We start from the raw sequence: 24,588 nt of genomic DNA, 5'->3' as shown, positions 1-24,588 counted from the left end.
TATGGAAAGTTGTCAGGAACAGACAAAATCTTCGGAACAATCTATGTATACTGAGGGACAAGTAGACATAGGGGGAATGTGGAGATGAAGATGGTAAGCAATCTTGAAAGGCCGTTCGTGCAGCAGATTCGCCATACTTTAACAACTGTGGGAAATCGGAAAATGTATATTTTGATGGCGATTTTCTTTTTGGCGAGTACGTTTTTCTTGTCGCAAGCAGTTTTGTTTGATGCGGCTGTTCCGTTTTTCTTGCCTATTTGGGCACTGGCGAAAGCTCGGTTCAGGAAACATCTCATTTATGTATTTATCGGGGGAATGGCTGGGGGAGCCTTTCTTGGGTTAGGACAAGCAGTGATCTACTTATTGCAATTACTTCTATTCAATGTAGTGAGTAAGCATCCTTTGACTCGGAAATCTATCCCGCTAACGGTGGCGGGGACAATTATCGTTGTTCAGGTGCTTTGGCAGTTTGTCATGTACAGCGGGCAGCCGCCTGTCGATGTTCAATTGACGATCGGCTTTGAAGCGATACTCGCATTATTCATGACATTCTTCCTTTTTGTCGCCTTTCCACATAGAGAACGGATATTTTTTGGTCAATGGTCACCGGAGCGGCTTGGGGCTGTTTGTATCGTCGGCATTATGGCGACAACGGGGATGGGGAATTTAATGGTTGGACCGATTTCTACTTCGGGTCTTCTTCTTCATCTTACTATCCTACTTGCTGCATTGGCAGGGGGGCTGCCATTTTCGACGACAATCGCAATGATGATTGCTGCAATTGCGGGTGTTGCGGAATTGTCGTTTACGGGCATGATGGCTGTATATGGAATGACCGGATTTTTTGCAGGTGCATTAAGTCGACTGGGTAAATTGGGAATTGCAACGGGTGGCTTTGCGGTGTCTGTCTTTTTCCTGTTATATGATTTGACGTTGCCGCTTGATACATCACACTTTCTTACAATTGGACTAGCCACACTTCTATTTTTCTTAATCCCGACTAAGAAAATTGAGCCGATTACCCGCATGATTACACCGGGACAACAGGATCTGTCGGTGAAACGGCAAAAGTGGCTGACAAATCGGTTGGATGATCAATTGTCCGACTTTCAGCAGTTTGCGGAATTCATGTCCAACCTTGTAAATGATCGTTTCACCTCAGATGATGCCAACACACAACAGCAGATTCCATCGATCTGTCAGTCGTGCTTCCGCTATTCAAAATGTTGGGAAGGGAATGGGGAAGGGATGCCCCGACTTCTATATGAATGGGAGACAACCTACTCGGCAACAAAGAAAGCAGCCCGTCACCGGGTTGAAGAACGGATCAAATACAAATGTATACGATCTTCTGGCCTGATAGCAGAGCTTGAAGAACAGGCTGCAAATCATCTATTAATGGGACAACTCCAACATGGAAGGAAGATGCTTGCATTACAATTAAGAGATATGAGCACTCATTTGGAAAAAATCATGAATGATATTAAAGGGGATCTTACAGTTAATCATCTCGCGGAGGAGGAATTAGGGAAACATTTACAATCTCAGGGAATCGAGTATTACCAGATTGACATTTTATCAGAGGAGAAGGGTGCCTATCGAATTGTCATTTCAATTCCAGAGAAACGCTCTGACTTTGAAACGGATACAACAGTAGCGGAACGTTTACTATTACCTTTATTAGAGGAGGTTTATCAGGAACCATTTAAAGTGGAGAAAACATCTGTGCTGCAAAATCCTTTTCCTCATATTCAACTTATTTTCAGTTCAGCAGTCCGTTTTTCATTGGAATACGGAGTTGTTGCGACAGCTGGGGGAGGAACGTTCCACGCTGGGGATGCTTACGAGGTTTTCCCGATTCACGACGGTTTGACCGCTGTTCTGCTATCGGATGGTATGGGGCATGATATGAATGCGTATAGAGAAAGTCGAAAAGTGATCAGACTTATGAGGGAGTGCCTGGACCGAAAGATGGATCCGGAAACAGCGATGCATACGTTGCATTATATGATGTCGTTGAATGGGTTGGATGATATGTATGCAACGCTGGATTTGGCTTTGATTGACCTACAAGATGGAAGGTTGTGGTCGTGGAAGGCGGGATCGATGAGTACGTATATTAAACGAGGTCAGGATTTCCTACGACTTGACAGCAAGTCGGTTCCAGTTGGGTTCTTGCCATCGTTTTCAGTGGAAGCAAAAAATGAAGAATTAAAATCTGGAGATGTTATTGTTATGCTAACCGATGGTGTATTCAATGGAAAGGTTACAATTGAAAAGCAGGAGGAAGCACTATATGGAATACTGGACAAGTATCAGCATCTCTCCTGTGAGCCGTTAGCTGATCGTATCATGTCCGAGATGGAAAGGAGATTCGGTGTTGTTGCGGATGATCGAACTGTTCTTGTTATGAAAGTCGATCACGTCCTGCCAAAATGGATGACAATAAAACCGACAAGCCGACCGATTTCCCGAGAAAAAGTTATGCGCTAAAATAGAGGCATATGTAATTGATTGGAGGAACAAATGAATGCTGGTGTTTCAACGTAAAGTCCTCGATTTTATAGATCGCGAGAACCTATTATGTCCAGGCCAAAGAGTGCTTGTTGCCTGTTCTGGCGGAATAGATTCTGTGGCACTATTGGTTTTTGCTGCAGAAACCTTTAAGAACCTACAGGTGGAAGTGGCTGGCATACACGTCGATCATATGTTGCGAGGTGAAGAATCGGCGGAGGACGGGCGATTCGTTAAAGGTGTATGTGAAAAGTTAGGCATCCCTTTTTTCGGAGGAAATGTTCCCGTTCCCGCAATCCTGAACGAAAAAGGAGGGAATGTACAGGATATCTGTCGTTCGGGAAGATATGCTTTCTTCAGCGAGGTGATGAAAAAGGAGGGGTATAATTGTCTGTCGACAGCCCATCATGCTGAAGATCAGTTGGAGACAGTGCTAATGCAATTATCCAAGGGAAGCGTTCCTACGGGTATTTCCATAAAAAGAGAAATAGATGGAGGGACTGTGATCAGACCATTTCTTCCCGTAATGAAGGAAGAACTTCTTGCCTATTTGAAAGAACGGGACAAGCAGTTCAGGGAAGATCCAAGTAATGAAAGTGACGCCTATTTACGTAACAGACTGCGGCATCATGTCGCACCTATTATTTTGTCTGAAAACCCGGCTGCGGCAGTCAATGTAGTGAAAATGACTGCCGATTTGCAACAAGATGAAGCGCTTTTGGCTGACTTGGCAAATGAAAGATTTCAATCGATCGTGTCCTTCACGGAAGAAGGCTATCCAACCTTCAATACTAATCTGTTTGCAGACATGCACACTGCTTTACAAAAGCGCTTCATTCCACTACTATTGAATTATCTTTATGCTGGGGAAAGTATATCTGTTGAATACAATGCAGCATTATTGGACCAACTGCATCATCATTTGTCTGTAAGTCATGGTAATAGTACAATTGACCTTCCAAGAGGTTTCCGCTTCGTAAGGGAATATGACAAGGTTTCAATTATGAAGAGCGGAAAAGACCATTTTTCCGAACGATGCATAATGCCGAAGGGTGAATGGGTAAGATGGGGCAACATGCTAGTATCTTGGGATGATGTAGACGGGGTGAATAAGGAAGCGTGTGAATATCGATATTTTGATATGCCAGATCATGAGTTACCGCTCTATGTAAGGAGTAGGAAAGATGGCGATCGGATCTTGCTTCCCGGGATGGACCATGAGAAGCGTTTGTCAAGATTATTCATTGACGAGAAGATTGGTGCGGAAACACGTCTAAAGCTACCAATCATCACCACATCAAAAGACGAAATATGCGCCGTTCCTGGCGTACGGTACGGCATCCGGTTCAAAAGCAAGAAGACAGAACAGGAAAAGTACATATTCAGGTTAAAGAAATTATAAAGACTTTATGCAGAAGAGAGGGCTTTCGATGTTACAAAAGGATATCGAAGAAGTGTTGATTACAGAAGAAGAAATTCAAGAGAAAGTTGCGGAGCTTGGCGCTGTACTTACCGCGGATTATCAGGACAAATTCCCGCTTGCTATCGGTGTCCTTAAAGGTGCATTGCCTTTCATGAGCGATCTTATCAAACGTGTAGATGCATATATTGAGTTGGATTTCATGGATGTCTCAAGCTACGGAAATGCAACGGTTTCTTCAGGTGAAGTGAAAATTGTTAAAGACTTGAATACAAGCGTCGAGGGGCGTGACGTCCTAATCATTGAAGATATTATCGACAGCGGAAAGACATTAAAGTACTTAGTTGAACTTTTCAAATACCGAAAAGCGAAGTCCATTAAGATTGTAACATTGCTTGATAAACCGACAGGTCGTAAGGTTGATTTGAAGGCGGATTATGTCGGCTTCTTAGTACCAGACGCATTTGTTGTCGGTTATGGTCTTGACTATGCAGAAAAATATAGAAACTTACCTTATATCGGTGTATTGAAAAAGGAAATCTACTCTTTCTGAAAGCTTTTCAACAAACCTTTATCAAGGGGTGATGGAAAGCTTTTTTCCTTTTGTGTCTAAAAGCTTTACATTCTATTGAACTTTGTTGCGGAGCCGGTGAATGCGAGGACAGGTGCATCTGCCTATGAAAAAGCCTATATATAAGTAAGGCATTTCCTTTGTAGGTTGAATCTGTTATATGATAAGATTTACAATAGTTTTCTGTTGAAAGAAATGAGGAGGCTTGGGATGAATCGTATACTTCGATACTTTCTATTATACGGATTGATCTTCCTTGCAATCATGGGGATTTTCAGTTCACTAAATAATCCGAATCCGAAAACAAAAGAGATTCCAACGAATGAGTTCTATGAGGCTTTGGAAAAAGGCGATATTGAATCGATTTCGGTTCAACCAGTCGCTGGCGTTCTGACTGTCGAAGGGGTTATGAAAGGGTATGAGGAGGGTGAAAAGTTCACCACGAATATCCTCGCAAACGACACGACCATCACGGAAGAACTCCGTACAATTGATGCTGTCGGAAAAAAGAACAACCCAAAGTTCAATGTACAAAAAGCACCTGAAACAAGTGCTTGGGTTGCCTTCTTTACAGGCCTAGTTCCTTTCATCATTATTATCATCCTATTCTTCTTCTTGTTGAATCAAGCGCAAGGCGGCGGTGGCGGCCGTGTCATGAACTTCGGTAAGAGTAAGGCGAAGCTTCACTCGGATGACCGCAAGAAAGTCCGTTTTACAGATGTAGCGGGAGCGGATGAAGAGAAGCAGGAGCTTGAAGAAGTAGTTGATTTCCTAAAGGATTCACGTAAATTTGCTGAACTTGGGGCTCGTATTCCAAAAGGTATTTTGTTAGTCGGTCCCCCAGGTACTGGTAAGACACTTTTGGCGCGAGCAGTTGCTGGTGAAGCCGGCGTTCCTTTCTTCTCGATTTCCGGTTCGGATTTCGTTGAGATGTTCGTCGGGGTCGGTGCATCCCGTGTTCGTGACTTGTTTGAAAATGCGAAAAAGAATGCACCATGTATCATCTTCATCGATGAAATCGACGCAGTCGGGCGTCAACGTGGCGCCGGTCTCGGTGGCGGCCATGATGAGCGCGAACAGACATTGAACCAGCTCTTGGTTGAAATGGATGGCTTCGATGGAAATGAAGGGATCATCATCGTTGCGGCAACGAACCGTCCGGATATTTTGGACCCTGCATTACTACGTCCAGGACGTTTTGACCGCCAAATCACAGTCGGTCGTCCGGATGTAAAGGGCCGTGAAGCTGTACTTAAGGTGCATGCGCGAAATAAGCCGCTTGACGACACAGTCAATATGAAGGCACTTGCCCAACGTACACCAGGATTCTCTGGTGCTGATCTTGAGAACCTATTGAATGAGGCTGCGCTTGTAGCAGCAAGACGTGGTAAAACGAAGATTGACATGGCGGATATCGATGAAGCGACAGACCGTGTTATTGCAGGTCCTGCGAAAACGAGCCGTGTCATTTCTGAAAAGGAAAGAAATATTGTTGCATTCCACGAGGCGGGTCACGTTGTTGTCGGTCTGATGTTGGATGACGCTGAAGTCGTTCATAAAGTAACAATTGTTCCTCGGGGCCAAGCAGGTGGTTATGCTGTGATGCTTCCGAAAGAGGATCGTTACTTCATGACAAAACCGGAATTGCTTGATAAAGTTGCAGGTCTTCTTGGTGGCCGTGTGGCAGAGGAGATTGTACTTGGTGAAGTGTCTACGGGAGCGCATAACGACTTCCAACGAGCGACAGGCATTGCACGTTCCATGGTGACGGAGTACGGAATGAGCGATAAGCTTGGTCCGATGCAATTTGGCTCGGCGCAAGGCGGAAACGTATTCCTTGGCAGAGACTTCAATTCGGAGCAGAACTACTCTGAATCGATTGCTTACGAAATCGACCAGGAAATGCAAAGCATCATCAAGGGGCAATACGAACGCACAAGAAAAATCCTTACAGAGCACCGTGAGTTGCTTGATTTGATCGCAACAACACTTCTTGAAGTTGAAACGTTGGATGCTGAGCAAATTAACCACTTGAAAGACCATGGAACTTTGCCGGATCGCCCATATGAGCGGAACGGTAATGGTAAAGTGGAAGAGAAGTCGGAAGAAGTAGACGCGGAATCGGAAAAAGACACAGTCAACCCTGATTCAACCGGCGCACCAGCAGATCCATCCATTGCGGATTTGCCTAAGGAGAACCGTGGCGGCGACACAACCCTTCCTCCGATTGATGAACAAAGAAGAGACTGATCTTGTAAATGGAATAATGGTCGACTGCTTTATTGGGCAGTCGACTGTTTTTGTTTTTGTATATAACATCAAAATAATAGCTAAATTATTTCCCATAAAATATCAAACATTACCAAAGATGTATAAAGTTTTTTGGGGCTTTAACCGTCGCCCTACGCTTTTAGTTTGTGGTATGATATCGAGGAAAATGATGAATGTTAGCGAGGAAAAGAAAATGATCTTAGTATTGGATACCGGAAATACGAATATCGTCCTTGGCGTCTATGATCAAGGAGAGTTGAAACATCATTGGCGTATGGAGACATATAGACACAGAACAGAAGATGAATATGCCATGTCAGTAAAATCGCTATTTTCCCATGTAGGCTTAAACTTTGACGATATAAACGGAATTATTATCTCTTCCGTCGTTCCACCAGTAATGTTCCCGCTAGAACAAATGTGTAAAAAATATTTTGATATCCGCCCATTGATTGTTGGTCCGGGGGTCAAGACAGGTTTGAATATCAAATATGAAAATCCACGTGAAGTAGGTGCAGACCGAATTGTTAACGCGGTTGCTGCTATAGAAGAACATGACGGTCCTCTCATTATCGTGGACTTCGGAACTGCAACGACGTTCTGTTATGTTAATGAGAAAAATGAATATATGGGTGGTTCCATTGCACCTGGAATCGGTATTTCAATGGAAGCGTTATTCGACCGGGCATCCAAATTACCTCGTGTCGAGTTGGTCCGTCCAGATCATGTTGTCGGAAAAAATACCGTATCTGCCATGCAATCTGGAATTATATTTGGTTATGTTGGGCTTGTGGAAGGTATCGTTGGTAGGATGAAAGCACAAAGTAAAGTGGAACCGACTGTCATCGCTACAGGTGGACTTGCTGAATTGATAGCAAGTGAGACGAATGTGATTGACGTAGTAGACAATTTCCTTACGTTGAAGGGACTTCATCTAATCTACGAAAGAAATGTCTGAAAGGAGAAGAATTACATGAATGATTATTTAATAAAAGCATTGGCATTTGAAGGTACAATCCGCGCATATGCGGTTAACTCTACAAATGTTGTGGCGGAGGGGCAAAAACGACACCAAGTATGGCCGACTGCAACTGCGGCTTTGGGCAGAACGATGACAGCAGGACTAATGATGGGCGCAATGCTAAAAGGAAATGACAAACTGACAGTGAAAGTTGAAGGAAACGGACCGGCTGGCCCAATCGTTGTTGATGCAAACGCACACGGTGAAGTCAGGGGATACATCACACATCCACAAACACATTTTGAGTTGAATGAAAATGGCAAATTAGATGTTCGACGCGTGGTTGGAACAGAGGGAATGTTAACTGTAGTTAAAGACCTTGGGCTCCGTGACTTCTTCACAGGCCAAGTTCCGATTGTTTCCGGTGAAATTGCGGAGGACTTCACTCAATATTTCGTTGTCTCCGAACAAGTTCCTTCTGCGGTGGCACTTGGAGTACTTGTAAACCCGGACAATACTGTAAAAGCAGCGGGTGGTTTCATCATTCAGGTAATGCCAGGTGCAACGGACGAAACGATCACACAGCTTGAGAAGAAGCTTGCGAACATTGAACCGATTTCACGTATGATTGACCGCGGCTTGACGCCTGAAGAGATTTTGAATGAAGTATTAGGTGCCGATCAGGTGGAAGTACTTGAAAAGATGGATGTGGCTTTCAAATGCAATTGTTCAAGGGAGCGCTTTGGAAATGCGATTATTGGTCTAGGGGAACAAGAAATTCGCGAAATGATTGATGAAGATGGTCAGGCTGAAGCAGAATGCCACTTCTGTCTGGAGAAATATGTTTATTCGAAGGAAGAATTAGAAGGATTTATCGATGAAATACGGTCACAATCATAAACTTCAAGAACCAGTTCCGAAAAGGAAATTAAAAACGAAGCCGCTTTTAGTCTTAATCGCCATTCTCCTTATAGGAAACATCTTTTGGTTCATTGGATGGCTAATACCCGATAAAAAATTGAAGCAACCCGATGAAGTGGTTGCTTCAGTTGCGGGTGATCCTATTACAAGAGAACAATGGATGACTGCGATGGAGAAGGCGGTAGGTCGGGATGTGCTACGGGAGCTTGTGAACAACAAGGTGATGGAGACAGCTGCAGCAAAATACGGCATCGAAGTGAGTGAAAAGGAACTCGACCTTGAACTCGCATTAATCACATCTGTGGATGGACATACATATTCAGGACTGGATCTCGAGCAAATACGGCAAAGAATACGATCTACAATCATTTTGGAAAAGGTATTGTCAAATGATGTTGTCATTGACGATGCGACAGTGGAATCTTTCTACGATGAAAATGAATCCCTTTATACAATTTTAACTTCCTACCGGACATCCATTATTGTTGTTCCATCCAAGAAAGAAGCGGAACGAGCATTGAGTGAATTGTCAAAGGGCTCAAGTTTTGACGCGTTAGCGAAGGAGCTTTCAATTGACCTAACCTCAGCTAATCTTGGTGGCGATATCGGCTACATCAATGCCGATACAGAAACAATCGACCCTGCGATTTACAAAGAAGCTTCCAAATTGAAGGAAGGCAAAGTCGGTGATGTGGTCGATCTGAAAGACGGCACTTTTGCAATCGTTCAAGTGAATGAAGTGATAAATGGTAGGAAATTCACTTTTGATGAAGTGAAGGAGCATATTAAACGGGAGCTGACGATTGAGCAGCTGCCACAATTGGTTCTTCCGGAGGCATTCTGGAAAGAATTTGATGCAAAATGGTTTTATGGTAAATAATAGCTAACTGCAGGTCTCTTCATTCTATGGGGGCTTGTGGTTAGCTTTTTTTAGATTAGTCGGGTGGAGAAAAGGGAAAGATATTATAGATATTATTGATTGACTATACTCACAATAAGGTAGTATGATTAATACTATAAAACATATCAAATAAGTAGGGATTGGGAGTGGCTTAGATGAGTAGAGTTGGTAATTCAATTGCAGATCTCGTAGGGAAAACACCGCTTGTAAAAGTGAATCGCATGGCGGGGCCGGACAGTGCGGATGTATATTTGAAACTTGAGTATTTCAACCCGGGGTCAAGTGTCAAGGATCGGATTGCTCTTGCAATGATTGAAGCTGCCGAAAAGTCCGGTGAATTGAAGGAAGGAAGCACAATTATCGAACCGACAAGCGGTAATACAGGCATTGGGCTTGCGATGATTGCAGCTGCAAAAGGGTACAATGCTGTTCTTGTCATGCCGGATACGATGAGCCTTGAACGTCGTAATCTATTGCGTGCTTATGGTGCGGACCTTGTCCTTACGCCGGGTGCTGAAGGGATGAAAGGCGCAATCGCCAAAGCGGAAGAGCTTTCTGAGAAAAACGGTTGGTTCATGCCACAACAATTCAATAACGAGGCAAATCCGGAAGTTCACCGTTTAACGACAGGTCCTGAAATTGCCGATGCATTAGACCAAGTAGATGCATTCGTTTCAGGAATCGGAACGGGCGGCACGATTACGGGAGCGGGTAGTGTATTAAAAGAGCGATTCCCTGAAGTTAAAATAATCGCTGTGGAGCCAACTGACTCAGCAGTGCTTTCCGGTGGGAAACCAGGGCCACATAAGATTCAAGGTATCGGAGCAGGCTTCGTTCCTAAGGTTCTTGACACGGGAATTTACGATGAAATTATCCAAGTGTCGAACGATGAAGCGTATGAAACTGCAAGACGCGCAGCGCGTGAAGAGGGAGTCTTAGGTGGTGTTTCATCCGGCGCTGCCATATTCGCGGCACTTCAAGTCGCGGAAAAACTTGGTAAAGGAAAGAAAGTAGTAGCGATTCTTCCTTCAAACGGCGAACGTTATTTAAGTACTCCACTTTATCAGTTTGACGAGGAATGAATATGCAGTACAAAAGGGAGAGCTGAACGGCTCTCTTTTTTGTATTCCTTTTTTGTAGCGTAAACGAGTCTCCACACTGTAAGATTAGATTATTATGACTGTTGGGGGAAAAGAAAATGGATAGAATGTATCCGGATTACAAGAAAGTGAAAATGACGAAGGAACAATTTTTTTATGCATATAAAGAACTTGCGGAAACTACGGAAAAACACCTCTTGTTAGAGAGCGGGCGGACGGGGAAGTTTAGCATGGCCGGGGTAAATCCGCTTGTAACGTTGAGAGCGACAGAGGGCGGGTTGGAATTGCAGTGGCGGCATGGGTCAACGGAACTTCGGGAAGGCGAACCTCTTGAACTTTTAGTTGAATTTGTCGAGTCTATGAAAATGGATAACCTTCCTGAACTTCCAGACTTCCAAGGGGGCGCGATGGGGTTTATCAGTTATGACTATGCAAGATCTTATGAACCGATTCCGGAGATTGCTGAGGATGATCTTCAAACGCCGGATATCTTCTTCTATTTATTCGACCGTTGGGCAGTGCTTAACTTGGAAGAGGAAGTGGCCTATTTCATGACATTACCTGGACGGGGATTGGATGTTTCAGAAATGGAACGAGAGTGGTTAGAAGCTGCCACTATAGGAGAAGGGAAGCGTATTCATGCCGCAGAAAGTTCTGCAACCGATGCTGGAAGGCCAGAAAAGGTGGATGTTTCCGTTACAGGACCTCAGTTCGAACAGATGGTGCGCGATGTACAACGATATATTGCACAAGGCGAAGTCAATCAAGTAAACCTATCCGTCCGGCAATCCAATGTGCTCACTGCGGAGCCGCTATCCATGTACGAGGCATTGCGCTCTTTCAATCCATCTCCGTATATGGCGATGATCGGTGCAGAGGACTTTGCAGTTGTTTCCGGTTCACCTGAATTACTGCTGAAAAAGCGAGGTACCGAGTTAAGTACACGCCCAATAGGAGGGACGCGTCCAAGGGGTACTACACAAGCAGAAGACGAGGGGTTGGAAAACGACTTGCTTTCCAATGAAAAAGAGAAGGGCGAGCATATTATGCTTGTCGAGCAAGAACTTGAGGACTTTGAACGGGTTTGCACGAAGGGAACGGTTGAAACGAATGAATTCATGGTAATAGAACGCTATTCCCATGTCATGCATCTTGTGTCGAATATTCGCGGGACAGCATCGCCTGAACTGTCGAATGCGGCGATTATTAAAGGTGTATTCCCTGGTGGTTCAATTACGGGGTCCCCGAAACTACGAACGATGGAAATCATTGAAGAATTGGAGCCGACAAGAAGAGGACTTTACACAGGTTCGATTGGATGGATTGGTTTCAATGGAGATATGGAATTGAATATCGTCATACGGACGGCGTTTATAAAGGATGGAATTGCCCATATCCAAGCGGGTGCTGGACTTGTAGCTGATTCAGTTCCCGAAGAGGAATATGTTGAATCGTTGAATAAAGCAAAAGCACTTTGGCAGGCGAAGGAAATGGCTGAAACGAAGGCTTGAAAGGTAGGAGAGTCCATATGATTTGTTGGATGAATGGAGAATATATAAAAGCTGAAGATCTGCGTATCTCCCCTTTCGATCACGGTTTCTTATATGGCGCCGGTTTTTTTGAGACGTTCCGGACGTATGAGGGACATGTGTTTTTATTCGAAGAACATATGGACAGGCTACGTGAAGCGTTAGATGAATATCGAATTTCGATGCCGTATACAGACCGTGAAATCGCCGATATCATTCGCGACTTGAATAAAAAGTCTGGTGGACAGGATGGCTATTTTCGGTTGAATGTGTCCGCGGGTATTCATGATATCGGGTTAGGCCCATCCGAATACACGACGCCGAACATCATCTTGTTTAGGAAAGAGTTGGCGGCTGCACCTCGGGGGACGGAAAAGAAAGCGGTTTGGTTGGATACTGAAAGAAATATTCCAGAAAGCCGGATTCGACATAAGTCGCATAATTTCTTGAACAACCTTCGAGGCCGGTTGGAACTGCCATCATTGAAAAATCATGAGGGATTGTTTGTAACGGGCGAAGGGTTTGTTGCTGAAGGCGTCACGTCAAATGTTTTTTGGGTAAAAGGAAGTGAATTGTTCACTCCTTCGCTAAAAACGGGTATTTTACCGGGCACGACAAGAGCTTTTATTTTGAAGCTTGCTTCAAGCCTCGGTATGGTTGTCCAAGAAGGATTATTTACAAAGGGGGAAGTGGAGCGGGCGGATGAAGCGTTCGTCACGAATGCCGTCCAAGAGCTCGTTCCTTTGTCGATGGTCGGCGAGTATATGTTGCCGGGTTCTTCTGGGGTTTATTACCAAAAACTGCATAAACTATACGTGCAAGCGATAGAAAGATTGAAAGAAGGTTGAAATTGTGGAGTTAACGAAAGCGAAAGTTCGATATAGTTTCGGAAAAACGGAACTGGACTTTAAAAAAGAGACAGTTGTAATGGGCATTTTGAATGTCACTCCCGATTCCTTTTCTGACGGTGGCAAATACGGACATATTGATGCTGCGCTTAAACACGCTGAGGAAATGCTGCGGGACGGAGCGAAAATTATTGATGTTGGTGGGGAGTCAACGCGCCCCGGACACGCGCCTGTATCACTTGAGATGGAGCTTGAACGTACAGTACCAGTTATTGAGGCACTTTCGCGCGAGTTGGATTGTGTCATTTCAATAGATACATATAAAGCGGATGTGGCAGGGGCTGCATTAAAAGCAGGTGCCCATATCATTAATGATGTATGGGGAGCGAAACGGGAACCTAAAATAGCAGAAGTGGCGGCAAAATACAGCGCACCAATCATTCTAATGCATAACCGCGAAGTGGCAGAATATACAGGTCCATTCATGGATGAAGTAATAGCGGATTTAGAGGAAAGTGTTGCAATAGCACGTAATGCGGGTGTGTCTGAAGAGAATATATGGCTTGACCCGGGTATCGGGTTCGCAAAGGACACTGCGCAAAATGTGTTGGCGATGCAAGGATTGCAACGGATTTCCGATATGGGCTATCCCCTTCTATTAGCCACTTCGAGGAAAAGGATGATCGGTACTATATTGGATCTGCCAGTCAATGAACGAATGGAAGGAACAGGGGCTACAGTATGCTATGGTATTGAACACGGTTGCCATATTGTGAGGGTGCATGATGTAAAGGCCATTTCACGCATGGTGAAAATGATGGACGTACTAACAAACAAAGTAGACGTTATTTAATAGAAGGAGGTGGGACTCGAGATGGATTATATTCATTTGAATGAAATGGAGTTTTACGGCTATCATGGTGCATTAAAGGAAGAGACGGTATTAGGTCAGCGATTTCGGGCAAACGTATCACTCGCGGTCGATTTAGCGGAAGCTGGGGTGACTGATGATTTGCAGAAAACGGTCAATTATGCCGAAGTATTCGACGTTTGCCGTTCAGTCGTTGAAGGGGAACCACGAAAATTAATCGAGTCCGTTGCGGAGGAGATTGCAAGTTCTGTTATGGAAAGATTCGCTGCTCAAGTTAAAGGGATCCGTGTAGTTTTAGTTAAACCGGATCCTCCAATACGCGGTCATTACGCATCCGTATCTGTCGATATTACGAGAGGGCAATTCGTATGAACATTGCTTATCTGTCAATCGGGTCTAATATCGGGGATCGATTACATCATTTGACTGAGGCGGTCCGCTCACTGCATTCGCATGATAAGATTGAAGTGACTATGATTTCCTCTATATATGAAACGGAGCCGGTTGGATATACGGATCAGGCGAACTTCCTGAACTTGGTCGTATGTTTAGAAACATCGCTCAATCCTTTTGAATTATTGGAAGTGTGTCAGGGAGTCGAAAATGATTTGGGGCGTGTCCGGGAAATCAGATGGGGTCCTCGGACTGTGGACCTTGACATTTTACTCTATAATAACGACAATATTAAATCAGAGAACTTGACAGTTCCACACCCAAGAATGGATGGGAGGGCATTTGTTCTTGTGCCTCTGATGGAAATCGCACCTACTCTTGTAAGTGTGGCAGTCGATAATAACGGCGTTAAACATTGGAGAAAAGTTGAAGGAGTCGAACATTTCCTAAATGAAGGTAAATGAACTGTCCGCCATTTTAAAGTGGCGGCTTTTTTTACATAATAAGATGGAATTGTGTACAATAGGAACATGCCATCCGGCGTGAGGGATAACTATGAAGGAGTGAAGGAAATGTCCCATTTGGATGAATTGAACGATCAGCTTCTGGTGAGACGCCAGAAGATGGATGAATTGCGGGAAATTGGGCTGGACCCATTTGGCGCAAGATATGAAAGAACACACCTATCCAATGAAATTCGTGAAAGCTATGAAAACCTTTCGAAAGAAGAGTTGGATGAAACGGTCCATGAAGTGAAAATCGCTGGACGGATCATGACGAAACGTGGAAAAGGAAAAGCAGGGTTCGCGCATATTCAAGACCTTGGCGGCCAAATCCAAATTTACGTCCGTCAAGATGCAGTGGGTGAAAAAGCTTATGAGCTATTTGATAATGCCGATTTAGGCGATATCGTAGGGATTAAAGGGAATGTATTCAAAACGAAGGTTGGCGAACTTTCAATAAAGGCAATCGAGTTCACATTCCTAACCAAAGCTCTACGTCCTCTGCCAGATAAATTCCACGGATTGAAAGATGTCGAACAACGCTATCGTCAGCGATATCTTGATTTGATCTCTTCTGCAGAAAGCAGAGAAACCTTCATTACAAGAAGCCGTATTATCCAATCAATGCGCCGCTATCTCGATGCACAAGGTTTCCTTGAAGTTGAAACACCGATGCTCCATTCCATCGCTGGTGGAGCGACAGCACGTCCGTTTATTACGCATCATAACGCCTTGGATATGGAGCTGTTTATGCGTATTGCAATCGAGCTGCATTTGAAACGCCTAATCGTAGGTGGCCTTGAAAAGGTTTATGAAATTGGCCGCGTTTTCCGTAATGAAGGAATCTCGACTCGCCATAACCCTGAATTCACAATGATTGAATTATATGAGGCATATGCGGATTATAAAGACATCATGGAACTTACGGAGAATTTGATTGCTCATATCGCTCAAGAGGTACTGGGCACAACGCAAGTGAAATACGGTGAAGACATAATCGATTTATCTCCGGGTTGGAAGCGACTGCATATGGCAGACGCGGTTAAAGAATATACAGGCGTAGATTTCTGGAAAGAAATGTCCGTTGAAGAGGCTCGTAACCTTGCGAAAGAGCATGGCGTAGAGATTCAAGATATGATGGAAGTCGGCCATATCCTGAATGAATTCTTTGAACAGAAAGTGGAAGAACAACTTGTTCAACCTACATTCATCTATGGACATCCAGTTGAGATCTCTCCATTGGCTAAGAAGAATCCTGAAGATGGCAGGTTCACGGATCGTTTTGAGTTATTTATCGTTAGACGCGAGCACGCGAATGCCTTTACGGAATTAAATGATCCAATTGATCAGCGTCAACGTTTTGAAGCTCAGTTAGTTGAAAAGGAACAAGGTAATGACGAAGCACATGAAATGGATGAAGATTTCATCGAAGCGTTGGAGTACGGTTTACCGCCAACAGGTGGGTTGGGAATTGGCGTCGACCGTCTTGTTATGCTGTTGACGAATGCACAATCTATCCGTGACATCCTTCTATTCCCTCAAATGCGTTCAAAAGAGTAAGCAAAATGCCGCGTGAAGACAGTCCGAGTAACCTTCACGCGGTTTTTATTTTGTATGCTAATAAAAGAAAATTCTTTTTACGATAAAAGTGTTGCATTCAAAAAGACAAGCTGATATAGTAAATAACGTTGCGTTTCCGATAAGTAAATAACTACTTCGAAATAGCTTAAAACTTTTCTAAAAAAGTTATTGACATCGAAAACACAGTGTGGTATTCTATAAGAGTTGCTTCTGACGAAGCGACTGACAAATGAACCTTGAAAACTGAACAGCAAAACGTCAACAAATAAAGTTCTGGAGCCGACCCCGTCGGTGAAAAGAACAAAACGAATCTTCGGATTCAAAATTGACATCATAAAAATGATGCCAGCAAGAAACTCGAGCTATTCGAATTTCTCGTGTCTGGTGGTCGAGGCGTGGTGCAGTGCTAGGAGATGAGGGAGAGAGGGAAGGAGTGTACTTTAGTACGTGACTGACTGATCGACTGAAATCGACAACGCAATGCGCCGTGCATCGGCCGCCGGTATTATGGAGAGTTTGATCCTGGCTCAGGACGAACGCTGGCGGCGTGCCTAATACATGCAAGTCGAGCGGATTGAAGGGAGCTTGCTCCCTGATATTAGCGGCGGACGGGTGAGTAACACGTGGGCAACCTGCCCTGCAGATGGGGATAACTCCGGGAAACCGGGGCTAATACCGAATAATCGGTTCTTCCGCATGGAAGAACTCTGAAAGACGGTTTCGGCTGTCACTGCAGGATGGGCCCGCGGCGCATTAGCTAGTTGGTGGGGTAACGGCCTACCAAGGCGACGATGCGTAGCCGACCTGAGAGGGTGATCGGCCACACTGGGACTGAGACACGGCCCAGACTCCTACGGGAGGCAGCAGTAGGGAATCTTCCACAATGGACGAAAGTCTGATGGAGCAACGCCGCGTGAGCGAAGAAGGTTTTCGGATCGTAAAGCTCTGTTGCGAGGGAAGAACAAGTACGGGAGTAACTGCCCGTACCTTGACGGTACCTCGTTAGAAAGCCACGGCTAACTACGTGCCAGCAGCCGCGGTAATACGTAGGTGGCAAGCGTTGTCCGGAATTATTGGGCGTAAAGCGCGCGCAGACGGTCCTTTAAGTCTGATGTGAAAGCCCACGGCTCAACCGTGGAGGGTCATTGGAAACTGGAGGACTTGAGTACAGAAGAGGAAAGTGGAATTCCACGTGTAGCGGTGAAATGCGTAGAGATGTGGAGGAACACCAGTGGCGAAGGCGACTTTCTGGTCTGTAACTGACGTTGAGGCGCGAAAGCGTGGGGAGCAAACAGGATTAGATACCCTGGTAGTCCACGCCGTAAACGATGAGTGCTAAGTGTTAGGGGGTTTCCGCCCCTTAGTGCTGCAGCTAACGCATTAAGCACTCCGCCTGGGGAGTACGGCCGCAAGGCTGAAACTCAAAGGAATTGACGGGGACCCGCACAAGCGGTGGAGCATGTGGTTTAATTCGAAGCAACGCGAAGAACCTTACCAGGTCTTGACATCCCGCTGACCGGCATGGAGACATGTCTTTCCCTTCGGGGACAGCGGTGACAGGTGGTGCATGGTTGTCGTCAGCTCGTGTCGTGAGATGTTGGGTTAAGTCCCGCAACGAGCGCAACCCTTGATCTTAGTTGCCAGCATTCAGTTGGGCACTCTAAGGTGACTGCCGGTGACAAACCGGAGGAAGGTGGGGATGACGTCAAATCATCATGCCCCTTATGACCTGGGCTACACACGTGCTACAATGGACGATACAAAGGGCTGCGAACCCGCGAGGGGGAGCCAATCCCATAAAATCGTTCCCAGTTCGGATTGCAGGCTGCAACTCGCCTGCATGAAGCCGGAATCGCTAGTAATCGTGGATCAGCATGCCACGGTGAATACGTTCCCGGGTCTTGTACACACCGCCCGTCACACCACGAGAGTTTGTAACACCCGAAGTCGGTGGGGTAACCCTTACGGGAGCCAGCCGCCGAAGGTGGGACAGATGATTGGGGTGAAGTCGTAACAAGGTAGCCGTATCGGAAGGTGCGGCTGGATCACCTCCTTTCTAAGGATAATTACGGAATATGAACCTCCGGTTCATACGTTGACGTTTTGCGTTCAGTTTTGAAGGTTCATCTTCTATGATGATTCTTCGAAACTTGTTCTTTGAAAACTGGATAAAACGACATTGAAGCAACAAAACATCAAGTAATCAACCGAGTCGATCACTTTTGTGATTGAACAATTGCAATACTTTTTAACGTGTCTTCAATCTATATCGCTATAGATTGTTGCACAAGCAGGTTAAGTTAGAAAGGGCGCACGGCGGATGCCTTGGCACTAGGAGCCTATGAAGGACGGCACTAACACCGATATGCTTCGGGGAGCTGTAAGTAAGCATTGATCCGAAGATTTCCGAATGGGGAAACCCACTGCCCGTAATGGGGCAGTACGTTCACGTGAATACATAGCGTGAACGAGGCACACCCGGAGAACTGAAACATCTAAGTATCCGGAGGAAGAGAAAGAAAAATCGATTCCCTAAGTAGCGGCGAGCGAAACGGGAAAAGCCCAAACCAGGAAGCTTGCTTCCTGGGGTTGTAGGACACTCTATACGGAGTTACAAAGGGATGGATTAGACGAAGCGACCTGGAAAGGTCCGCCATAGCGGGTAAAAGCCCCGTAGTCGAAAGTCCATCCCCTCCAGAGTGGATCCTGAGTACGGCGGAACACGTGAAATTCCGTCGGAATCCGGGAGGACCATCTCCCAAGGCTAAATACTCCCTAGTGACCGATAGTGAACCAGTACCGTGAGGGAAAGGTGAAAAGCACCCCGGAAGGGGAGTGAAAGAGAACCTGAAACCGTGTGCCTACAAGTTGTCAGAGCCCGTTAATGGGTGATGGCGTGCCTTTTGTAGAATGAACCGGCGAGTTACGATTCCATGCAAGGTTAAGCAGAGAATGCGGAGCCGCAGCGAAAGCGAGTCTGAATAGGGCGAATGAGTATGGGGTCGTAGACCCGAAACCAGGTGATCTACCCATGTCCAGGGTGAAGGTAAGGTAACACTTACTGGAGGCCCGAACCCACGTACGTTGAAAAGTGCGGGGATGAGGTGTGGGTAGCGGTGAAATTCCAATCGAACCTGGAGATAGCTGGTTCTCTCCGAAATAGCTTTAGGGCTAGCCTCAAACGAAAGAATCTCGGAGGTAGAGCACTGTTTGGACTAGGGGCCCATCCCGGGTTACCGAATTCAGACAAACTCCGAATGCCGATGATTTATGTTTGGGAGTCAGACTGCGGGTGATAAGATCCGTAGTCGAGAGGGAAACAGCCCAGACCGCCAGTTAAGGTCCCCAAGTATCCGTTAAGTGGAAAAGGATGTGGCGCTGCCCAGACAACCAGGATGTTGGCTTAGAAGCAGCCACCATTTAAAGAGTGCGTAATAGCTCACTGGTCGAGTGGCGCTGCGCCGAAAATGTACCGGGGCTAAACGGATCACCGAAACTGCGGATTGACACCTTTGGTGTCAGTGGTAGGAGAGCGTTCCAAGGGCGTCGAAGCCAGATCGTAAGGACTGGTGGAGCGCTTGGAAGTGAGAATGCCGGTATGAGTAGCGAAAGAAGGGTGAGAATCCCTTCCACCGAATGCCTAAGGTTTCCTGAGGAAGGCTCGTCCGCTCAGGGTTAGTCGGGACCTAAGTCGAGGCCGAAAGGCGTAGACGATGGAGAACAGGTTGATATTCCTGTACCACCTCCCCGCCGTTATCAGCAATGGGGGGACGCAGAAGGATAGGGTGAGCGCGCTGTTGGTCATGCGCGTCTAAGCAGTGAGGTGTGGAACGAGGCAAATCCCGTTCCTATAACATTGAGCTGTGACGGCAAGGGGAATTATCCCCGGAGTCCCTGATTTCACACTGCCAAGAAAAGCCTCTAGCGAGGCGGGAGGTGCCCGTACCGCAAACCGACACAGGTAGGCGAGGAGAGAATCCTAAGGTGATCGAGAGAACTCTCGTTAAGGAACTCGGCAAAATGACCCCGTAACTTCGGGAGAAGGGGTGCTCTGGTAGGGTGTTAAAGCCCGAGAGAGCCGCAGTGAATAGGCCCAGGCGACTGTTTAGCAAAAACACAGGTCTCTGCAAAACCGTAAGGTGACGTATAGGGGCTGACGCCTGCCCGGTGCTGGAAGGTTAAGAGGAGAGGTCAGCGCAAGCGAAGCTTTGAATTGAAGCCCCAGTAAACGGCGGCCGTAACTATAACGGTCCTAAGGTAGCGAAATTCCTTGTCGGGTAAGTTCCGACCCGCACGAAAGGCGTAACGATCTGGGCACTGTCTCAACGAGAGACTCGGTGAAATTATAATATGCGTGAAGATGCGCATTACCCGCGACAGGACGGAAAGACCCCGTGGAGCTTTACTGTAGCCTGATATTGAATTCCGGTGCAGCCTGTACAGGATAGGTAGGAGCCTTGGAATCCGGAGCGCCAGCTTCGGAGGAGGCAATGGTGGGATACTACCCTGGCTGTATTGGACTTCTAACCCTTGCCCGTGATCCGGGCAGGAGACAGTGTCAGGTGGGCAGTTTGACTGGGGCGGTCGCCTCCTAAAGTGTAACGGAGGCGCCCAAAGGTTCCCTCAGAATGGTTGGACATCATTCGTAGAGTGCAAAGGCATAAGGGAGCTTGACTGCGAGACCTACAAGTCGAGCAGGGTCGAAAGACGGGCTTAGTGATCCGGTGGTTCCGCATGGAAGGGCCATCGCTCAACGGATAAAAGCTACCCCGGGGATAACAGGCTTATCTCCCCCAAGAGTCCACATCGACGGGGAGGTTTGGCACCTCGATGTCGGCTCATCGCATCCTGGGGCTGTAGTCGGTCCCAAGGGTTGGGCTGTTCGCCCATTAAAGCGGTACGCGAGCTGGGTTCAGAACGTCGTGAGACAGTTCGGTCCCTATCCGTCGCGGGCGCAGGAAATTTGAGAGGAGCTGTCCTTAGTACGAGAGGACCGGGATGGACACACCGCTGGTGTACCAGTTGTCTTGCCAAAGGCATCGCTGGGTAGCTATGTGTGGACGGGATAAATGCTGAAAGCATCTAAGCATGAAGCCCCCCTCAAGATGAGATTTCCCATTACATTTGTAAGTAAGATCCCTCAAAGATGATGAGGTGGATAGGTCCGGGGTGGAAGCGTGGCGACACGTGCAGCTGACGGATACTAATCGATCGAGGACTTAACCTTAAGTTATGAAGTACGGTTGAACTTGAAGTCGCAACAATGTCTCTTTTATCCGGTTTTGAACGAACAAGCATCGTTCGAAAAAAGTATTTTTTTTGTCAAAAAAGTACTTGCATATTCTTGAGAAGTTGATATAATGATTAATGTTCTTTCAAAAAAGGATATTAAAAGTCTGGTGACGAAGGCGAAGAGGTCACACCCGTTCCCATCCCGAACACGGAAGTTAAGCTCTTCAGCGCCGATGGTAGTAGGGGGCTTCCTCCTGTGAGAGTAGGACGTCGCCGGGCATATCAATTCTTTGTGAAATGATAATAACTATATTATACGGAGGATTAGCTCAGCTGGGAGAGCACCTGCCTTACAAGCAGGGGGTCGGCGGTTCGAACCCGTCATCCTCCACCATTTATTTCAAATATTGATTTATGTGCCGGTGTAGCTCAACTGGTAGAGCAACTGACTTGTAATCAGTAGGTTGAGGGTTCAAGTCCTTTCGCCGGCACCACTTTTTTTGAGCCATTAGCTCAGTCGGTAGAGCATCTGACTTTTAATCAGAGGGTCGCAGGTTCGAATCCTGCATGGCTCACCATCTTTCTTGACGTTTGTCATGATATGAATACGCGGGTGTGGTGGAACTGGCAGACACGCTAGACTTAGGATCTAGTGCCGTAAGGCGTGGGGGTTCGACTCCCTTCACCCGCACTTTTCATGCGGAAGTAGTTCAGTGGTAGAATACGACCTTGCCAAGGTCGGGGTCGCGGGTTCGAATCCCGTCTTCCGCTCCACTTACTTACGCCGGGGTGGCGGAACTGGCAGACGCACAGGACTTAAAATCCTGCGGTAGGTGACTACCGTACCGGTTCGATTCCGGTTCTCGGCACCAAATTTCATATACTAAATACGCGCCCGTAGCTCAATTGGATAGAGCGTCTGACTACGGATCAGAAGGTTATGGGTTCGACTCCTGTCGGGCGCGCCATTATTACTTTTTCAATCGGGAAGTAGCTCAGCTTGGTAGAGCACTTGGTTTGGGACCAAGGGGTCGCAGGTTCGAATCCTGTCTTCCCGACCACTTCTTTTATGGGGCCTTAGCTCAGCTGGGAGAGCGCCTGCCTTGCACGCAGGAGGTCAGCGGTTCGATCCCGCTAGGCTCCACTTTATGAACCTTGAAAACTGAACAGCAAAACGTCAACAAATAAAGTTCTGAAGCCGACCCCGTCGGTGAAAAGAACAAATGAATCTTCGGATTCAAAATTGACATCTTATATGATGCCAGCAAGAAACTCGAGCTATTCGAATTTCTCTTTTATGGAGAGTTTGATCCTGGCTCAGGACGAACGCTGGCGGCGTGCCTAATACATGCAAGTCGAGCGGATTGAAGGGAGCTTGCTCCCTGATATTAGCGGCGGACGGGTGAGTAACACGTGGGCAACCTGCCCTGCAGATGGGGATAACTCCGGGAAACCGGGGCTAATACCGAATAATCGGTTCTTCCGCATGGAAGAACTCTGAAAGACGGTTTCGGCTGTCACTGCAGGATGGGCCCGCGGCGCATTAGCTAGTTGGTGGGGTAACGGCCTACCAAGGCGACGATGCGTAGCCGACCTGAGAGGGTGATCGGCCACACTGGGACTGAGACACGGCCCAGACTCCTACGGGAGGCAGCAGTAGGGAATCTTCCACAATGGACGAAAGTCTGATGGAGCAACGCCGCGTGAGCGAAGAAGGTTTTCGGATCGTAAAGCTCTGTTGCGAGGGAAGAACAAGTACGGGAGTAACTGCCCGTACCTTGACGGTACCTCGTTAGAAAGCCACGGCTAACTACGTGCCAGCAGCCGCGGTAATACGTAGGTGGCAAGCGTTGTCCGGAATTATTGGGCGTAAAGCGCGCGCAGACGGTCCTTTAAGTCTGATGTGAAAGCCCACGGCTCAACCGTGGAGGGTCATTGGAAACTGGAGGACTTGAGTACAGAAGAGGAAAGTGGAATTCCACGTGTAGCGGTGAAATGCGTAGAGATGTGGAGGAACACCAGTGGCGAAGGCGACTTTCTGGTCTGTAACTGACGTTGAGGCGCGAAAGCGTGGGGAGCAAACAGGATTAGATACCCTGGTAGTCCACGCCGTAAACGATGAGTGCTAAGTGTTAGGGGGTTTCCGCCCCTTAGTGCTGCAGCTAACGCATTAAGCACTCCGCCTGGGGAGTACGGCCGCAAGGCTGAAACTCAAAGGAATTGACGGGGACCCGCACAAGCGGTGGAGCATGTGGTTTAATTCGAAGCAACGCGAAGAACCTTACCAGGTCTTGACATCCCGCTGACCGGCATGGAGACATGTCTTTCCCTTCGGGGACAGCGGTGACAGGTGGTGCATGGTTGTCGTCAGCTCGTGTCGTGAGATGTTGGGTTAAGTCCCGCAACGAGCGCAACCCTTGATCTTAGTTGCCAGCATTCAGTTGGGCACTCTAAGGTGACTGCCGGTGACAAACCGGAGGAAGGTGGGGATGACGTCAAATCATCATGCCCCTTATGACCTGGGCTACACACGTGCTACAATGGACGATACAAAGGGCTGCGAACCCGCGAGGGGGAGCCAATCCCATAAAATCGTTCCCAGTTCGGATTGCAGGCTGCAACTCGCCTGCATGAAGCCGGAATCGCTAGTAATCGTGGATCAGCATGCCACGGTGAATACGTTCCCGGGTCTTGTACACACCGCCCGTCACACCACGAGAGTTTGTAACACCCGAAGTCGGTGGGGTAACCCTTACGGGAGCCAGCCGCCGAAGGTGGGACAGATGATTGGGGTGAAGTCGTAACAAGGTAGCCGTATCGGAAGGTGCGGCTGGATCACCTCCTTTCTAAGGATAATTACGGAATATGAACCTCCGGTTCATACGTTGACGTTTTGCGTTCAGTTTTGAAGGTTCATTTCAATTGAAACTTCATAATACCCGGAAGGGGCCTATAGCTCAGCTGGTTAGAGC

The 24,588-nt window shown here is 46.8% G+C and carries 14 protein-coding genes, 10 tRNA genes and 4 rRNA genes (1 of these 28 cut by a window edge); all 28 read left to right on the top strand.

Annotated elements, in window-relative coordinates; genetic code table 11:
• Positions 1-84: 84 nt before the first annotated feature.
• Positions 85-2,493 carry a SpoIIE family protein phosphatase gene (locus NSQ43_RS01780; protein WP_339252511.1) on the top strand — a complete coding sequence of 803 codons (2,409 nt, stop codon included), beginning with the start codon at positions 85-87 and terminating at the stop codon, positions 2,491-2,493.
• Positions 2,494-2,530: 37 nt separating this feature from the next.
• A complete protein-coding gene (tilS, locus tag NSQ43_RS01775) occupies positions 2,531-3,916 on the top strand; it encodes a tRNA lysidine(34) synthetase TilS (protein ID WP_339252509.1) in 1,386 nt (461 codons plus the stop codon).
• A 28-nt stretch (positions 3,917-3,944) separates the two neighbouring features.
• Positions 3,945-4,487, top strand: a complete 543-nt coding sequence (hpt, locus tag NSQ43_RS01770) for a hypoxanthine phosphoribosyltransferase (RefSeq protein ID WP_339252507.1) — start codon at positions 3,945-3,947, stop codon at positions 4,485-4,487.
• Between the two features lie 228 nt (positions 4,488-4,715).
• Positions 4,716-6,755 carry an ATP-dependent zinc metalloprotease FtsH gene (gene ftsH, locus NSQ43_RS01765; protein ID WP_339252506.1) on the top strand — a complete coding sequence of 680 codons (2,040 nt, stop codon included), beginning with the start codon at positions 4,716-4,718 and terminating at the stop codon, positions 6,753-6,755.
• Positions 6,756-6,969: 214 nt separating this feature from the next.
• Positions 6,970-7,734 (top strand): type III pantothenate kinase, encoded by a 765-nt coding sequence (locus NSQ43_RS01760; RefSeq protein ID WP_339254740.1) that lies wholly within the window; start codon positions 6,970-6,972, stop codon positions 7,732-7,734.
• Between the two features lie 15 nt (positions 7,735-7,749).
• On the top strand, positions 7,750-8,637 hold the full coding sequence (gene hslO / locus NSQ43_RS01755) for an Hsp33 family molecular chaperone HslO (RefSeq protein ID WP_339252505.1): 888 nt from the start codon (positions 7,750-7,752) through the stop codon (positions 8,635-8,637).
• Positions 8,615-9,538, top strand: a complete 924-nt coding sequence (locus NSQ43_RS01750) for a peptidyl-prolyl cis-trans isomerase (protein ID WP_339252503.1) — start codon at positions 8,615-8,617, stop codon at positions 9,536-9,538. The genes hslO and NSQ43_RS01750 overlap by 23 nt, the downstream gene beginning before the upstream one ends.
• 176 nt (positions 9,539-9,714) lie before the next feature.
• Complete coding sequence (gene cysK / locus NSQ43_RS01745; RefSeq protein WP_339252501.1) at positions 9,715-10,641, top strand: cysteine synthase A; 927 nt, start codon at positions 9,715-9,717, stop codon at positions 10,639-10,641.
• A gap of 116 nt (positions 10,642-10,757) precedes the next feature.
• Complete coding sequence (locus NSQ43_RS01740) at positions 10,758-12,170, top strand: anthranilate synthase component I family protein (RefSeq protein ID WP_339252499.1); 1,413 nt, start codon at positions 10,758-10,760, stop codon at positions 12,168-12,170.
• A 17-nt stretch (positions 12,171-12,187) separates the two neighbouring features.
• Positions 12,188-13,036 (top strand): aminodeoxychorismate lyase, encoded by an 849-nt coding sequence (pabC, locus tag NSQ43_RS01735; RefSeq protein WP_339252498.1) that lies wholly within the window; start codon positions 12,188-12,190, stop codon positions 13,034-13,036.
• Positions 13,037-13,040: 4 nt separating this feature from the next.
• Positions 13,041-13,889: a dihydropteroate synthase gene (folP, locus tag NSQ43_RS01730; protein ID WP_339252496.1), complete on the top strand. Its 849-nt coding sequence runs from the start codon at positions 13,041-13,043 to the stop codon at positions 13,887-13,889.
• A 21-nt stretch (positions 13,890-13,910) separates the two neighbouring features.
• Positions 13,911-14,279, top strand: coding sequence for a dihydroneopterin aldolase (gene folB / locus NSQ43_RS01725; protein ID WP_339252494.1), 369 nt, complete (start codon positions 13,911-13,913; stop codon positions 14,277-14,279).
• A complete protein-coding gene (gene folK, locus NSQ43_RS01720) occupies positions 14,276-14,764 on the top strand; it encodes a 2-amino-4-hydroxy-6-hydroxymethyldihydropteridine diphosphokinase (protein ID WP_339252492.1) in 489 nt (162 codons plus the stop codon). Before folB ends, folK begins: the two co-directional genes overlap by 4 nt.
• A 108-nt stretch (positions 14,765-14,872) precedes the next feature.
• Complete coding sequence (gene lysS, locus NSQ43_RS01715) at positions 14,873-16,363, top strand: lysine--tRNA ligase (RefSeq protein WP_339252490.1); 1,491 nt, start codon at positions 14,873-14,875, stop codon at positions 16,361-16,363.
• Positions 16,364-16,888: 525 nt separating this feature from the next.
• Positions 16,889-18,440, top strand: a 16S ribosomal RNA gene (locus NSQ43_RS01710).
• Between the two features lie 237 nt (positions 18,441-18,677).
• A 23S ribosomal RNA gene (locus NSQ43_RS01705) occupies positions 18,678-21,611 on the top strand.
• Positions 21,612-21,779: 168 nt separating this feature from the next.
• Positions 21,780-21,895: ribosomal RNA gene (rrf, locus tag NSQ43_RS01700) — 5S ribosomal RNA — on the top strand.
• A gap of 39 nt (positions 21,896-21,934) precedes the next feature.
• Positions 21,935-22,010: transfer RNA gene (locus tag NSQ43_RS01695), tRNA-Val, on the top strand.
• Positions 22,011-22,034: 24 nt separating this feature from the next.
• A tRNA-Thr gene (locus tag NSQ43_RS01690) sits at positions 22,035-22,110 on the top strand.
• Between the two features lie 8 nt (positions 22,111-22,118).
• Positions 22,119-22,194: transfer RNA gene (locus tag NSQ43_RS01685), tRNA-Lys, on the top strand.
• Between the two features lie 31 nt (positions 22,195-22,225).
• A tRNA-Leu gene (locus NSQ43_RS01680) sits at positions 22,226-22,307 on the top strand.
• 8 nt (positions 22,308-22,315) lie between these two features.
• Positions 22,316-22,390 (top strand) — tRNA-Gly (locus NSQ43_RS01675).
• A 9-nt stretch (positions 22,391-22,399) separates the two neighbouring features.
• A tRNA-Leu gene (locus NSQ43_RS01670) sits at positions 22,400-22,488 on the top strand.
• A gap of 19 nt (positions 22,489-22,507) precedes the next feature.
• Positions 22,508-22,584, top strand: a tRNA-Arg gene (locus NSQ43_RS01665).
• Between the two features lie 16 nt (positions 22,585-22,600).
• A tRNA-Pro gene (locus tag NSQ43_RS01660) sits at positions 22,601-22,677 on the top strand.
• A 10-nt stretch (positions 22,678-22,687) separates the two neighbouring features.
• Positions 22,688-22,760, top strand: a tRNA-Ala gene (locus tag NSQ43_RS01655).
• Between the two features lie 150 nt (positions 22,761-22,910).
• Positions 22,911-24,462, top strand: a 16S ribosomal RNA gene (locus NSQ43_RS01650).
• Together the 16S, 23S and 5S rRNA genes with 10 tRNA genes alongside form the textbook arrangement of a ribosomal RNA operon.
• A gap of 100 nt (positions 24,463-24,562) precedes the next feature.
• Positions 24,563-24,588, top strand: a tRNA-Ile gene (locus tag NSQ43_RS01645) (it continues 51 nt past the right edge of the window).

Origin of the sequence: Sporosarcina sp. FSL W8-0480 (assembly GCF_037963765.1) — a bacterium.
Lineage (GTDB): Bacteria > Bacillota > Bacilli > Bacillales_A > Planococcaceae > Sporosarcina.
This window is presented reverse-complemented; position numbering and strand designations above follow the sequence as displayed.